A 14870-nucleotide genomic window follows, 5' to 3' on the forward strand; every position below is an offset into this window, starting at 1 on the left:
ATGACCGAAATAGAAAAAAAATTGGAAAACAATGGAATACGACCAACAGCGATGCGTATTCTCATATATAAATTTATGGCTCAAAAAGAAGTAGCCATAGCACTTACAGATATTGAGGATGCCTTTGTTAAAGCTGAAAGAACGACATTATACAGGACACTAAAAACCTTTGAGGACAAGGGGATTGTTCATCATATTGATGATGGTACAGGTATCTCAAAATATGCCTTATGCGAACAAGGGTGTAATTGCGAGCTGGATCAAGACCTACATTTACATTTTCATTGTAGTAATTGCGATAAAACAGTTTGCTTAACAGATCATAAAATTCCTCATATCAACTTACCCGACGGTTACATCGCCGAGGATGCAAACCTGGTAATAACGGGAATTTGTGAGAAGTGTAGCGGCCATTAAATGCACTTCCGTTGCATTCTTTATTTCAATACATTGAATAAAAATTAAAATTATGATACAGTTAATAAATTCAAAAAATGAAAATTTGATTGCAGTAAAATTGGAAGGTAAAATCTCAAAAGAAGATGTTGAACAAGTCCATCCGCTAATCCACAAAATTCTTAAGACCAATAATAAAGTGGATTTCTATTTTGAAATGCACGATTTCCACGGATATGAGCTGCAAGGTCTTTGGGCTGATATTAAAGTCGATGTTTCCCACCTTTCAGATTATGGAAAAATGGCTTTTATAGGAGAAAAGGAATGGCAGGAATGGGCTGCAAAAGCAACTAATTTTTTCACAAGTTCTGAAGTGAAATATTTCGATTTAAGGAACAAGGAACAAGCTAAGCAATGGATAAATTTTCAATAATATAAAATGAGCAAGAAAAAACATAATCTTCGTGATATCAATATCGAAGAACATAAAGGAGAACATGCTCACGACGATGGTCATAAGCACAGCAGTTCAGAAAGGATAAGTAAATTTAAAACCTACCTACCTGCTATTTTTAGTTTTGTGATGCTGATAGTCGGTATTACCATAGACTATTTTTATGCGTTACCTTATTTTAAAGACTGGATACGTATTGTTTATTACACAGCAGCATACCTTCCTGTAGGCTTCCCTGTGATAAAAGAAGGCTGGAACAGTATTAAAAATGGCAATTTCTTTACAGAATTCTTCTTGATGTCCATTGCAACTTTGGGGGCATTTGCTATAGGCGAATATCCGGAAGGTGTGGCCGTGATGTTATTCTATGCTGTAGGCGAACTGTTCCAGAATGCCGCTGTCAACCGTGCTAAAGGAAACATCAAAGCTTTGCTGGACGTACGCCCCAATGAAGCACTGGTATTTCGCGATGGCGAGTTTATTTCCGTCAATCCAGAAACGGTTTCTATAGGTGAGAAGATTCAGGTACGAGTGGGGGAGAAAGTACCGCTTGATGGTATGCTACTTTCTGAAAAAGGTTCGTTTAATACGGCAGCCTTGACAGGAGAAAGCAAACCCGATACCATTGCAAAGGATGAAAAGGTATTTGCCGGTAGCATCAACCTCGATGGTGTTATAGAAGTGGAAACGACAAAGGAATTTAAGGACAGTTCCATAGCACGAATTTTGGATATGGTACAGAACGCCACCGCCCGAAAGTCCAAAACGGAGCTTTTTATCAGAAAGTTTGCAAGGATTTATACCCCCATCGTTGTTTTCCTAGCTATCGGGCTAACATTCCTGCCCTACTTTTTTGTAGATGGTTACGTGTTCCGTGAATGGCTCTACCGTGCGCTGATATTCTTAGTGATTTCATGTCCCTGTGCCCTAGTAATTTCTATTCCCTTGGGTTATTTCGGCGGCCTGGGTGCGGCATCCAGAAATGGAATACTGTTCAAGGGTGCATCCTTTTTAGATACGATGACAAAAGTAAATACCGTGGTAATGGATAAAACTGGGACGGTAACCAAAGGGGTCTTTAAAATCAAAGGAGTTGTAAACAGCTCGGCTTTTACCGAAGCGGAATTTATGCAGTACCTAATGTCGATGGAAGAACAATCCACCCATCCCATTGCAAAGGCAATTTTGGAATACAAGGCAGAGGGTGCTGATTTTGAAGCGACCGAGGTTTCCGAAGTCGCCGGGAAAGGATTAAAAGGAACGGTCAATGGAAAAACCGTGTTGGTAGGAAATAAAGCCTTAATGACCTCGAACAAAATAGAAGTCAATTCACAAACAGATGGCATCGTAGAATCAATTGTAATGGTTGCCATTGATGGAAAATTTGCAGGTTATGTGACCATAGCGGATGAATTAAAGGCCGATGCGCATCAAGCCATAAAGCAAATTAGGGAATCAGGGATTTCCAAAATCATCATGCTTTCTGGCGATAAGGATTCCATTACCCAACAGATAGCAAAAGAATTGAAAATCGATTGGGCGAAGGGTGGTCTATTACCCGAAGATAAACTTAACGAAGTCGAAAAACTAAAAAAGCAGCTCGATACCAAAGTTGCATTTATTGGCGATGGTATTAACGATGCCCCTGTCTTGGCTGCAAGTGATGTAGGAATTGCAATGGGAGGTCTTGGCAGTGATGTCGCTATCGAGACTGCCGATGTCATTATCCAAAACGACCAACCGAGTAAGATTGCACGTGCTATTCAAATAGGGCGTTCTACACGTCGAATTGTTTGGCAAAACATTGGTCTTGCCTTTGGCGTAAAAGTGTTGGTAATGGCCCTAGGAGCGTTCGGAATGGCGACAATGTGGGAAGCCGTATTTGCGGATGTAGGCGTGGCACTTTTGGCAATACTCAATGCCATACGGCTCCAAAAAATGGTTTGGCACTCATAAAAAGTGAATATATATATAAATATACCTATGAAATGTCTCAAAGTCGGAGAAAGAGAAGAGAAAATAACAAACTTGAAGAACCTAAAGGACGGACGGTGACCAAGAAGGATAGATTATGTGGCACCCTTGTAATCACTGGAATATTTATTGTAGGATTAATAATTTATTTTTTTGAGGCTATTTTTTATTTCTTTTACCTGCTTTTCTCCGATAAGTAAAATCGTGAAATGGGTATAGTGTAAATAACAGGATATATATAATATAGCGATAGTTTGGGAAAAAGAAATGCTCACGCATGCATAACATATCCTCTAACGTCACATAGCCAACAATTGAGCTTGCTAATTTTTCTAACTTGGTTGTCTACTATACTTGCAATATTAAATCCTTTATGTTTCAAAAAATGAAAAGTAGCAAAAATTTGCCTCGTACATTGAATTAGTATCTAAAAGTACATGTTGTGCAAAACTTTCATTGCAATAATCGCAAAATGGTTTAAAACATACCTTTTTAGGCACATTCCCCATACTAAAAACTAGTTTCTTGGGACTGCTTGAGTTTATATTTCAACGGAAAAACCCTTTTTTACCGTAGCCCATTCAAAATTTTAAAAAAGCTTTAGATCCGTTTAAAATTAAATCGGAAAAGTTATCTTTGTTTTTGATGCAAAAGTACAATCACATAAAAGTATTTTTCTTTTTAGGCCTGTTCAGCTTTATGATGCTGCATCAAGCCTTTCCTCATTTGCATCATCAACATGAGGAAACATATTCACATTCAGAAATTGCACATACTGGCGAACACCATCACAATGATGACCATTCCCAAGAAGACGAAAATTCACCTTTAGGTTTCTTTGGATTCTTTTTGGATATGCACGTCCATTCTACGGTGTCTAGTGATATTGGCCTATTTAACAGAGACATTGTTGAAAAGCAGACCATTATTGGTAAAGAGATTGCTAATGGTGTTTTTGACATTCAAGGTCTTTTTTTAATTGATGATGGGCAAAATAGAACATCTCCTATTTATCATCCACCGAATACTTATTTTAATTCTTATCTCTCATGCCTCGATACACGAGGTCCCCCATCTTTAGGTTAATCGTTTAGGAGCAATTACCGCTATGGTAGTAATCCTTTTATAAATTTAGATTAAACCTAAAATTCACAAACAATGAATAAACATATAGTATTCGCTATTTGCGGATGCCTGTCTTTTGTTAGTGGTTTCTCTCAAAATAGAAATTTGGAGGAATTACTTCTTGAAATAGAACAGAATAATACCGAGTTACAAGGCTATCAATCCTATATTGAAAGTCAACAGCTCGAAAACAAGAGCACCAACAATTTGCCAGACCCACAGCTCTCTGGGTATTATCTGCCCTTTGGCGCTAATACCACAGATACTTATACGGAATATCAAATATCACAATCGTTTGAGTTCCCAACGGTTTATGCTGCAAGGGGTAAGTGGAACCATTTAAGGTCGGCGCAACTACAAACTGCCTATACAAAAAGGAGACAGTTGGTGCTATTAAATGCGAAGGAGCTTCTTATAGAACTTGCTTTCTTAAGGAGGCAAAAAGGAATTGAGGCCGAAAGAAGAGCTCAGGGCAAACAGGTATTTGATCAGCTTAAGGAGCTCTATGACAAGGAGCAAGTAGGTATTTTAGATTTGAATAAAGCCAAAATTGCATGGATTCAGGAACAATTTGTGCTTGGACAGATCGAAAATGACATCCAAATCCTGGTATCCAAACTAAAAACCTTAAATGGCAACAAACCTTTGGATGTACTTTCAATGCTAATTGATTTGCCCGTAGAAATAGGAAGTAAGGACAACCTTTGGCAGGAAAAATTAGTGCAAGACCCTGCCCTCCTGGAATTAAAGACCAATGAGGTTGCTTCCTTGCAAAAAATGAAATTGGAGCAAAACAAGGTACTTCCAAATGTCGCTCTAGGCTACAACCATCAGGGTGTAAATGGCAATAATTATTCGGGATTTTACGGTGGACTTTCCATTCCCTTATGGGGCAGTAAGAACAAAGTTAAAGCTGCTCAAGCAAGCCATGAGTATCAGCAATCCAATTCGCAAGTAATCTCAACTACGCTCTACGCCCATTTTCAAGAATCTTTTAATCGCTACCAATTAATGCGTTCAAAGTACCATGAGTATCAAACTACGATGGGCAATTTGGAAAGTGAGAAATTACTTTTTAAGGCCTATATGCTGGGTGAGTATTCTTTTATGGATTACTATGTAGAGCTTCAGTTTTACCGAAATGCCTTCGATAAAATGCTGCAAATGGAAAAAGATTTGCATTTGCTTCAAGCAGAATTATTAAAACATCAATTATAAATTTTAAAACAAAACATTATGAAAATTTCAAAAATAGTATTCGCAGTAGCCTTAGTTTCAACTGTGGCCTTAACTTCTTGTAGAGACACAAAATCAAAGCCAGAAAGTACAGAAGAGCACGGTCATGAACACGATGCTGACGGTGGTCATATGCACGAGGAAACTATAGAACAAGAAGAGTTCCATGTTGATAAGGATTCTATGGAAATTAAACCTGAAACCCATAAACATGATGATGGTTCTGAGCACCACAATCATTAATATATAAATAGTTGTAGCAAATGAAATATATAATTATAGTGCTTGCCTTTTTGGCAATGTCTTGTAATGACAAGACAGAAGATGCACACGCACATAATGCAGATGGTAGTCATGTTGGAGAAGAAATTCCCCGTTTGGACCATACGATCTGGACGGACAAAACAGAACTATTTGTTGAGTTTCCGGTACTAATAGTAGGCCAAGGAAGTAGATTCGCTGCTCATTTTACCGAAATGGATAAACACCAGCCTGTTAGGGAAGGTTCGGTAACCGTAAGCCTGATAAAAGATGGTAAGGGCATCAGGAATACGGCGGATGCACCCACATCACCTGGGATATTTTCACCTGCAATTCAGCCCAAAGAAGTAGGGAACTATCAGTTGGTCTTTGAATTAACTACGCCCGGATATTCAGATAAGATCGTTATTGATAGTGTTACCGTATTTGCCAATGCGGATGAAGCCATAAAGGCCTTGGGTGCAGCTAAAGATGATGGGAGCATTTCATTTTTGAAGGAACAAGCTTGGAAAATAGACTTTCAGACAGCGGCTGCGGTCAATGGTAAAATCTATGATGTTATAAATACCTCAGGTGTTTGGATGCCTGCGCCAGGCTCCGTTAAGACAATGGTAGCAAAATCTAACGGGGTGGTGGATTTTGCAGAAAGCAATCTTACCGAGGGTACGCCAGTTAAAAAAGGCCAATTATTGATCAATATAAGCAGTCAAGGTTTGGCATCCAATAATTTGAGTACAGAAATTGCAAAGGCACGTTCCAGTTTTGAACAGGCTAAGTCCGAATATGAACGTAAAAAGCAATTGTACGAATCGAAAATTGTTCCTAAAGCAGAGTTTGAAAAAGTAGAAAGCAATTTCAATATCGCCCGATCCAATTATCAAGGCCTTGCGGCAGGAGTTGCTGGTGACGGAAAGCAAATTCGGGCACCATTCGATGGTTATATCACAGCGATAAATGTTGCCAACGGAGAATATGTAGACCAAGGCGCCGCAATGTTAACGTTGGGAACGCTTCGATCCAGGGTTTTAAAGACCCAAATTGCACCTTCTTATGGACTCACCATGGAGAATGCACAAAGCATTTGGTATCAAACCAAGGATGCCCAATGGCGCAATGTGGCATCTTCTGGAGGTTCGATCCTTTCCATTGCTAAAGATGTAGATAACAACAGACCGCTAATTTCTGTTTTTGCCCAGGTCAATGACGATATTGAAATGCCGGAAGGGAGCTTGACCCAGGTTCAAATTGCAATGGGCAACGCAACCCAAAACACAATGATTCCTGTAAATGCTTTGTTGGAAGATTATGGTAGTTATTCCGTTATGGTACAACTTTCAGGAGAAAGTTTTGAAAGAAGGCCTGTAAAAATTGGAAAGCGCAATGGGGAAAATGTAGAAATACTCCAAGGTCTAGAGATTGGGGAAGTAGTAGTAACCACAGGAGCATATCAGGTTAAAATGGCTTCAATGTCCGGTTCAACACCTGCACACGGTCACGAACATTAAAAAATCGAAGAGAAATGTTAAACAAAATATTATCAATTTCACTTCAAAATAGATTGCTCATTCTATTGGGAGCGGTTGCATTGAGCGTGTTGGGTATTTACTATGCCAGGACAATGAACGTCGATGTATTCCCAGATCTTACGGCACCTACGGTAACCATTCTTACCGAAGCCGATGGAATGGAATCTGAAGAAGTCGAAAAATTAGTAACCTATCAACTGGAAACAGCCTTGAACGGCTCGCCAAATGTTCGAAGAATCCGTTCTTCATCGGCAGCAGGCATATCCATTGTTTGGGTAGAATTTGATTGGGGAACCGATATCTATCGAGCACGACAAATTGTGAGCGAACGGATCCCAATGGTAAGGGAAAATTTACCAGAAGGAATAGGTGCGCCGACTATGGCTCCTATTTCATCCATTATGGGCGAAATAATGCTACTGGGAGTTACGTCGGATAGCCTTTCGGCAATGGAATTACGAACTCTTTCCGATTGGACCATTAGACCACGTATAAAAGCTATTGGCGGTATTGCAAATGTGGTGGTCATAGGTGGCGATTATAAGCAATACCAAGTATTTGCAAACCCTGAAAAGATGAAGTATTACAACCTAAGTCTTTCAGAATTGGTCGAAAAGGTTAAAGAGGCCAATGCCAATGCGCCAGGTGGTGTTATCAACCAATATGGCAATCAATACATTATCAAAGGGAGTGGTAGAGCTTATGCTTTGGAGGATTTACGGGAATCAGTTTTAAAACAAGTCAATGGTCAAACCATCAAAATTAAGGATGTGGCCACGGTTCAAATTGGAGCTGCCGATAAGATCGGGGATGGTTCATTGAATGCAAACCCTGCGGTGATCTTAACCATTTCAAAGCAACCGGATGTAAACACATTGGAACTTACAGACCGTTTGGATGAAGCTATTACTGATTTACAAGCAACTTTGCCTAAAGGTGTAAACATTAAAAGTCAAATCTTTAGACAATCCGATTTTATTGATGCCTCGATTAGTAATTTGAATCAAACCTTAATGGAAGGTGCATTCTTTGTTATGATCATCCTTTTCATCTTTTTAATGAATTGGAGAACAACGGTAATTTCATTGCTTGCCATCCCTATTTCCTTATTGGTATCCATTATCATCTTAAAATGGCTGGGTTATACTATTAATACCATGAGTTTAGGCGGGATGGCAATTGCTATAGGCGCCTTGGTAGATGATGCTATTATTGATGTAGAAAATGTGTATAAGCGCCTGCGCGAAAATATCAGAAAACCAAAGTCTGATCGACAATCGACAATTACTGTTGTGCGGGACGCATCCGTAGAAATACGAAGTTCTATTATTATCGCCACCTTGATTATCATTGTATCATTTATACCGCTATTCTTTTTGAGCGGGATGGAAGGTCGATTATTGCAACCGTTGGGCATTGCATTTGTAACCTCTGTTCTAACCTCTTTGATCGTGGCTGTAACGGTAACCCCAATATTGTGTTCCTATTTGTTAAATAACGAAAAGCTTTTAAACAAACAAGCAGAGGGGACACGGGTGGAACGTTGGTTACAGAAACATTATGGAAATATTTTGGAACGTGCCACAAAAATTCCAAAAATTGTCATTGGCACAACCGTCCTTGCCTTTATTATAAGTCTTTTGGTTTTAACGCAATTGGGAAGAAGTTTTCTTCCCGAATTCAATGAAGGTTCTTTGGTGATCAGTGTGGTAGGACCCCCGGGAATGTCTTTGGAAGAGAGCAACAAAACAGGAAAATTGATAGAGACGATATTACTGGACCTGCCCGAAGTTGAAGTGGTTACCCGACGACAAGGACGAGCAGAACTGGATGAACACGCACAAGGTGTAAATGCTTCAGAAATTGATGTCCCTTTTGTTCTCAAAGACAAAACCAAGGAAGAATTTTTCGAAGAGGTCCGTACTAAACTAAGCATTGCCCCAGGAGTAAATATTACTTTGGGACAACCTATAGCACATCGTATAGACCATATGTTATCAGGTACACGTGCCAATATTGCGATCAAGATTTATGGTTCCGATCTACAACGTTTATTTGAAGTAGGCAAGAGTGTAGAGCAGAACATCAAAGATATTGATGGATTGGCGGATGTAGCGGTAGACCAACAAATAGAAGTTCCGCAGATACGCATCAAACCTAAACGTCAAATTCTCTCGGCCTATGGAATGACAGTTGGAAATTTGATGGAGCAGTTAGATATTGCTTTTGCCGGGGAAGAGGCTGGCGAGATTTATGAAGGTCAACAATATTTCGATCTGGTTGTGCGCTACGAAAAACCATTTAGGAATGACATTGAGAACATCAACAATACATTGGTGAGCCTTCCTAATGGCGGATACACAATATTAGGTGAATTGGCCACCGTTCAATCCGTGAGCAGTCCAAATACTATTAACCGAGAGGATGTGCAACGTAAAATTGTAGTAGCTGCCAATGTACAGGGCAGGGATTTACGAAGTGCCGTCAACGAAATAAAGGATGTTGTTGCCAGTAATGTAGCAATGCCTGAAGGTTATCGGGTGGAATATGGCGGACAGTTTGAAAGCGAGTCCAAAGCATCACAATTACTTATGTTCACTGCAATCATTGCAATAGCTATCATTTTCCTGCTATTGTATTATGAATTTAAAGATGTAAAACTGGCATTTGTAGTATTGATCAATCTGCCTTTGGCTTTAATCGGTGGTATTTTGATAGTGTACTTCACTTCCGGAATTATCAGTATCGCAGTGACCATAGGTTTTATTAGCCTTTTCGGTATCGCAACCCGAAATGGAATCCTATTGGTTTCCAGATATGAGGATTTGAGAAAGGAAGGAATGAAAGGTTTTGAATTGATAAAAACAGGAGCTTTAGATCGCCTAAACCCGATCTTAATGACAGCCTTTACAACAGGCCTGGCCTTGATTCCCTTGGCCCTAAAAGGAGGCGAGCCTGGCAGTGAAATACAAAGCCCCATGGCGGTGGTTATTTTGGGGGGATTGTTATCTGCTACCATTTTAAATTTGGTCGTGATTCCTTGTGTTTATCAGTTGGTATTGAAAAGCCCGACCAGTGCTGCTGACGCCCCGGAATTAGTGTAAATAAAAAATCTTCGGATATATAACTGAACCATTTCAGGCCTTGAGTAACAAATTGTTTGCCAAGGTCTATTTGGCTCGGATTATTAGTTCAATTTAAGATTCACAATAGGCATTGAATTGATACATTTAGAATTTTTGGATTTAGAACCTTCTATGATTTGGATTTAATTAATGAATGAGTAATAAATCTAAGTAATTCAGTAAACTGAATGTTTAATGGAACAGATTAAAATTTATTATTATAATGTATAATATTGCCTTATTATTCAATTCCCTTGCTCAAGATACAACTCCTTACCCCACTCGGTTAACTCCTTTTCCAAGTAGTTTTCATTATGGAACAAGGCATCAAATTCACCTACCAATTCTTTAATAGCTTTTCTGTCCTCAATTCGGATCCTGGTTTCATAGTTATTCTTGGTCCCATTACCAGTGAAATTCAATGAGCCCAAATAGGCAATCCCATCATCGATCAAGTACAATTTTCCATGTATAAAAGGATGTGAGTAGGAATGGGAATCGGCAGTTGTAAACACCTTGAAAGGAAATAACTGTCGGTAAGAATATTTGTAGATTTTGGCGTTCCTAATTTTCGAAGTGTAATTCCGAATCAACAGCCAAGCTAGGAGTAAAGGAATACCTCCCCATAAAACCATACGATCCTGAATATTATATGCAATAACAACAAGCTCTAGAATCATTACCATCAAAAAAAAGTAAAGCCATCTTTTTATGTTGATCCATTTTAATCGGAGGGCCTTTGCATCTATATCAATACTTTTGTCCTGAATAATAAGTTGACAGATATTCTTTTGTCTATCCCCGTAAAAGTCCTCTATGGTATCCATAGTGATCAACTGTACCTCAACACCCCTATAATGCAGGTCGATCAATTTCTTGACCAGAAAGGGAGAAAGAAACGGCGATACTATTTTTACAGATCGTTTTGCATTCTCAATTTCTTCCATCAATTTTTTGCCGGCTCCAGTACCGATATATACATCGCAGATGGCCTGATTAAAATACATGGTTTCCTTATTATTGTTGACCTATTAAATTACAAAATCCGATGCTCTTATTAAAACGAATATAAACCCAAATCCATTAGTTATCAACAAATTAAGACTATTTCAGCTTTAACGGCAGAAATTTTCGAACGTCCATATGGATCCGCTCAAAGTTTTCCGTTATCGCTCCATCTCTAATTCGAAATTTGGGTTTTGGAAGCCCCTTCTCAATATTGGGTTTTGGAAATCTTACTTTTTTATCCTTGCCATCCGCGAAGGCAATAAACTCCCCTTCCTTCAATCTAAAAAATTCCTCTGCCCGGATCTTGCTTACCTCCCTCTCTCCCTTTGTTATCCTGGTATCAAAATTCAACGTATTCTCCCCCTTACTAACACTCTTCGTCGGCCGCTTTACAAGTTCAAAAAAACGTTCGTAATATCTGGCGGTATCGGGATCATTCGCCTTTCCAAAAAACTGGTAGGATAGATTACTTAAAATGGCCCGGCTGGCTTTGTCCCCATACATCATATCGTTTTGAATTTTATCCTGGAGCACATAGATCGTGGCAACGTCATAACTTCTTAAAGTCGCTGGAATTCTATGCATATTAAGCAATCGTATCGTAGGCGCTTCTTCCATCAAAACGAAAGAACGGTGGCGGCCACGTTTGCTCATTTGCTTGGTAATGGTATGGATTATTGTGGCTATCACCGGGGAATAGGCCGTTTCAAATTTAGGATTGTTCACTATGGAAACTACGGAGGGATGTTCGGGATTATTTATATCCAAAGGCACTTCATCGGCGGACAGTGCCATAAATATGCGTTGGGTACTGATCTTTTTAAGGGCATTGGCCAGCGTGCTCATTACCCCGGCTGTTTGACGTTCGGAATCCTTTCCTGAAATAAAGGCATCCGCCATAGCCTTGGATGTAAAGTCGGAACTTAAAAATTGTATCAGATTTTCCGTATCCAAATATTGGTAGGCAGCAATCAAGTGTGGTAGGGTACAATATTTCCCATGGCTGGTCTTCAGCTTCCAAATAAGGCCACCCAAAAGTCCTTCCACGGCATCGTTAAAGAACTTTGAGGAACCCATGGCAATTGTCTCGCGTTGCTCCAAAAGGTTCTCCAAAAGTACCCTGGAAACCTCATTAACGCTTTCTTCGTCCTCCATATAGCGAGGTGCGATAGGATTAACACGCTGATGAATATCGTCAAAGGAAATAATATGAAACGGTATTTCGGTATTGTTAAATAAGGGATAGGCCATTTCTGTAATCTCAAAATCCTTGTAATCATGGATGACCCCTGCAAATTGATGCTCGTTGAAGTGTTTCAAAAAATTATAGACCACGCTTTCCGTTTTGCCACTTCCCGCCGATCCAATTATGGAAGCCCCTCGCCTAATGTTCTTCAGGACCAGGTTCCCGTTCAATAAATCGAACTTCACCTTATATCTTTTTGGTTCTATAGCAGTTCCAAAATTATAATTGAAGTATATAAATAATACCAAGTTTGTCACCTGAAAAGGTATTAACCAAAACAATACTATTTTGATAAAAACTGGCCACCCAAATAAGGTTAGTAATGCGCCTCCTAGAACAAGCAACAATATAAAGTTGATAGCAAATGGATACTTGTTTTTCTTAAAGGACAGATATTGCAAAGCCATGGCCGCCACATAGATAAATACAGAAAGTAAAACCGTAATTTTCATCTTGGATTATTTTAGAAACATCTAATAATTCCTGGCATTCTTAAATAGCTATGGAACTTGAGGATTTGGCCACGTCTATTACCTTTTTAAATTGTTTAATGGCCTGTAGGGCTGCTTCCACCTTATTGGTGGGAATATTAAGTTTTGGAATATGTACCCCGGCAGTACCCATAAGTTTAAATGCAGCGCTACGTTCATTGGTCGGAAGTCCCAAGAGATGGGCGAAATAAATTTTAGGGTCATGGATATAAGTCTTACGGGCTTGGTACGACTCCACAAAATTTCGTTTGTATTTAAATAGGGTATCAAACCTCTTTTCCGCATTGTCATAAAACTGATCTCTCCTAAACCCACGTTTGACCATTTTGCCGTTAAGTTTGGACTCTGACGCCATGTATTTGCTCCCTGGGGAAAGACTAAATCTATTGGAAACATCCTTTCTACTGACAATGATATGGACATGGGTCTGTGGTCCTGGCTTATTCATCCCCTGAACAACGACCTTGCCATCGATACGATGTGGGATTTGAGCATTGAGCATGGCGATGTCATTTTGCATAGTTTTGGCATTGCCGGCAACCTCCCCCCGTTCCACTTTACGGATTTCATTTTCAAGTTTTACGATCTGTGCTCTGTACACCTGATTTTCTTTCACCTGCCTATCAAACCCTTTAAAAGTGCGTTCATATTCCAGCTTCGCATAGTATTTGATACTGTCTACAGATACAGGATTATCACGATGGAAAGAAGCCGCATAGTCCTTCATGACCTCTCTCACATATTCCTTTAAAAGTTTTGGGTCATTGTTGATATGATTAAGTTCCCGCTGACTTGGGTTAATGGTGATGGAATAAAACTTGGGTTCCTGCTTTTTCAGTTTGGCGGTATTGCCGTCGATCTCCTTGACCACCTGTTCCGGGGGGATACGGTCATGGTTTTGATCAAAGAACTGTTCTTGCTGATCCAATCCTTTTCCCTCGTTCTCCTTTTCCAAATAGTCGACAAAATCCGAAGAGCTCTGGGAAAAGGTCGTGTCCAAATGTTGTTTGGTGATACTGATATACATAACGCTATTCTGTTTTTAATTTCATTTTCAATTGTTCGAACTCTTCAGTGGTCATATCCAATTGCAGTTTGGGTTTACCAAAATTGCTTTTCACCAAGTTTACCTTATTGACCAGCGCCATCAATTCCGACTTTTTTTGGTTTAGGTCGCGTTGAAGATTGGTATGCTCCCTTTTTAGGACTATAGCTTCCTCTATCTTCTGAAAAAAAGCATCTCTTTCCGGGTTGTCCTCCTGACCTTCCATTAACAATGGTGCTTGTCGGTACTTCTTTCTGGGCGAGTGTTCGAATATAAGTTCCAGCATGGCAGTTGTGGGTTTGGTCTGATGCTTTTCTATATCCTTTATGATCCCGATCATAGAATTGATACGCCTTTTGATATTAGCCTCCATGTCCCACAAATTGGGACCAAAATCTTGAAAAGGGGATAACTGATATTTCTCAAAAAAATCCATCATTCCTTCCAGAACATCGCTATGTGTTCTTTCATGTTTATTTGAAAAAATCCGAAACCGATTCACAGTTTCCAACAGAAAATTGATACGTGCAAATTGTACTTTCATGACTTTCATATTTACTGGGACAGTGCTGCCCAGGTATAGTGGGACTTCCCAAGGCCTCTATCCTATTACGCTTCTTTTTCAACAGGTTTAAAATTTAATTATATAATTTAAATAACTGATAATCAATTATTTAAAAACAAATCAAACTCCACAACGTCGCAACGCGCGTTGTCCTCTTGCTATTCCGTTTTTCCCGCAGGGTCAAATTTTTAGACTTCCTCCCAATTTAGTGTTGTCTTGTTTTTCTGAATTCTTCTTGAAAAATTTTAAGAGTTTTGAAGATGGATTTTTGAGGAATTATCAACTAATGTTTAAAAACGCTTCGAATCCCGCAAAAAAAGAAAGGGCAGCTCTTGGCTACCCTTTTACTTTTGGATTAAATATTTTTAAACTTTATCTATAAATTTATAGGTATAGCGTTTTTTAAATGATTCCTCCA

Annotated in this window: 12 protein-coding genes; 8 read left to right on the plus strand and 4 right to left on the minus strand. The window is 39.3% G+C overall.

All coding sequences use genetic code 11. The features are described from left to right. The 8 genes from CWD91_RS10615 to CWD91_RS10655 all read left to right on the plus strand — a co-directional run bounded on the left by CWD91_RS10615 (position 1) and on the right by CWD91_RS10655 (position 10076). Positions 1-417: a Fur family transcriptional regulator gene (locus tag CWD91_RS10615; RefSeq protein ID WP_103440910.1), complete on the plus strand. Its 417-nt coding sequence runs from the start codon at positions 1-3 to the stop codon at positions 415-417. 52 nt (positions 418-469) lie between these two features. Further along, a complete protein-coding gene (locus tag CWD91_RS10620) occupies positions 470-829 on the plus strand; it encodes a SpoIIAA family protein (RefSeq protein ID WP_103440911.1) in 360 nt (119 codons plus the stop codon). Between the two features lie 6 nt (positions 830-835). Further along, positions 836-2806 carry a heavy metal translocating P-type ATPase gene (locus CWD91_RS10625; RefSeq protein WP_103440912.1) on the plus strand — a complete coding sequence of 657 codons (1971 nt, stop codon included), beginning with the start codon at positions 836-838 and terminating at the stop codon, positions 2804-2806. Between the two features lie 663 nt (positions 2807-3469). Then, positions 3470-3910 carry a hypothetical protein gene (locus CWD91_RS10635; protein WP_103440914.1) on the plus strand — a complete coding sequence of 147 codons (441 nt, stop codon included), beginning with the start codon at positions 3470-3472 and terminating at the stop codon, positions 3908-3910. 72 nt (positions 3911-3982) lie between these two features. Continuing rightward, positions 3983-5167 carry a TolC family protein gene (locus CWD91_RS10640; protein WP_103440915.1) on the plus strand — a complete coding sequence of 395 codons (1185 nt, stop codon included), beginning with the start codon at positions 3983-3985 and terminating at the stop codon, positions 5165-5167. A gap of 18 nt (positions 5168-5185) precedes the next feature. Then, positions 5186-5428: a hypothetical protein gene (locus CWD91_RS10645; RefSeq protein WP_069859106.1), complete on the plus strand. Its 243-nt coding sequence runs from the start codon at positions 5186-5188 to the stop codon at positions 5426-5428. A 20-nt stretch (positions 5429-5448) separates the two neighbouring features. Next, the gene (locus CWD91_RS10650; protein ID WP_103440916.1) at positions 5449-6951 is read left to right on the plus strand and encodes an efflux RND transporter periplasmic adaptor subunit; all 1503 of its coding nucleotides are present in this window, start codon (positions 5449-5451) and stop codon (positions 6949-6951) included. 14 nt (positions 6952-6965) lie between these two features. Beyond that, on the plus strand, positions 6966-10076 hold the full coding sequence (locus CWD91_RS10655) for an efflux RND transporter permease subunit (protein WP_103440917.1): 3111 nt from the start codon (positions 6966-6968) through the stop codon (positions 10074-10076). A 266-nt stretch (positions 10077-10342) separates the two neighbouring features. Here the strand turns inward: CWD91_RS10655 and CWD91_RS10660 are convergent, their stop codons facing one another. The 4 genes from CWD91_RS10660 to CWD91_RS10675 all read right to left on the minus strand — a co-directional run bounded on the left by CWD91_RS10660 (position 10343) and on the right by CWD91_RS10675 (position 14431). Continuing rightward, positions 10343-11104 (minus strand): phospholipase D family protein, encoded by a 762-nt coding sequence (locus CWD91_RS10660; protein ID WP_103440918.1) that lies wholly within the window; start codon positions 11102-11104, stop codon positions 10343-10345. A gap of 97 nt (positions 11105-11201) precedes the next feature. Next, entirely contained in the window at positions 11202-12803 is a 1602-nt protein-coding gene (locus CWD91_RS10665; RefSeq protein WP_239985735.1) for a type IV secretory system conjugative DNA transfer family protein, read from the minus strand. Positions 12804-12843: 40 nt separating this feature from the next. Beyond that, the gene (gene mobB / locus CWD91_RS10670) at positions 12844-13869 is read right to left on the minus strand and encodes a MobB family relaxase (protein ID WP_103440919.1); all 1026 of its coding nucleotides are present in this window, start codon (positions 13867-13869) and stop codon (positions 12844-12846) included. A 4-nt stretch (positions 13870-13873) separates the two neighbouring features. Then, positions 13874-14431 (minus strand): BfmA/BtgA family mobilization protein, encoded by a 558-nt coding sequence (locus CWD91_RS10675; RefSeq protein WP_103440920.1) that lies wholly within the window; start codon positions 14429-14431, stop codon positions 13874-13876. Positions 14432-14870 lie beyond the last annotated feature (439 nt).

This window comes from Arenibacter hampyeongensis (assembly GCF_002909255.1).
Lineage (GTDB): Bacteria > Bacteroidota > Bacteroidia > Flavobacteriales > Flavobacteriaceae > Arenibacter > Arenibacter hampyeongensis.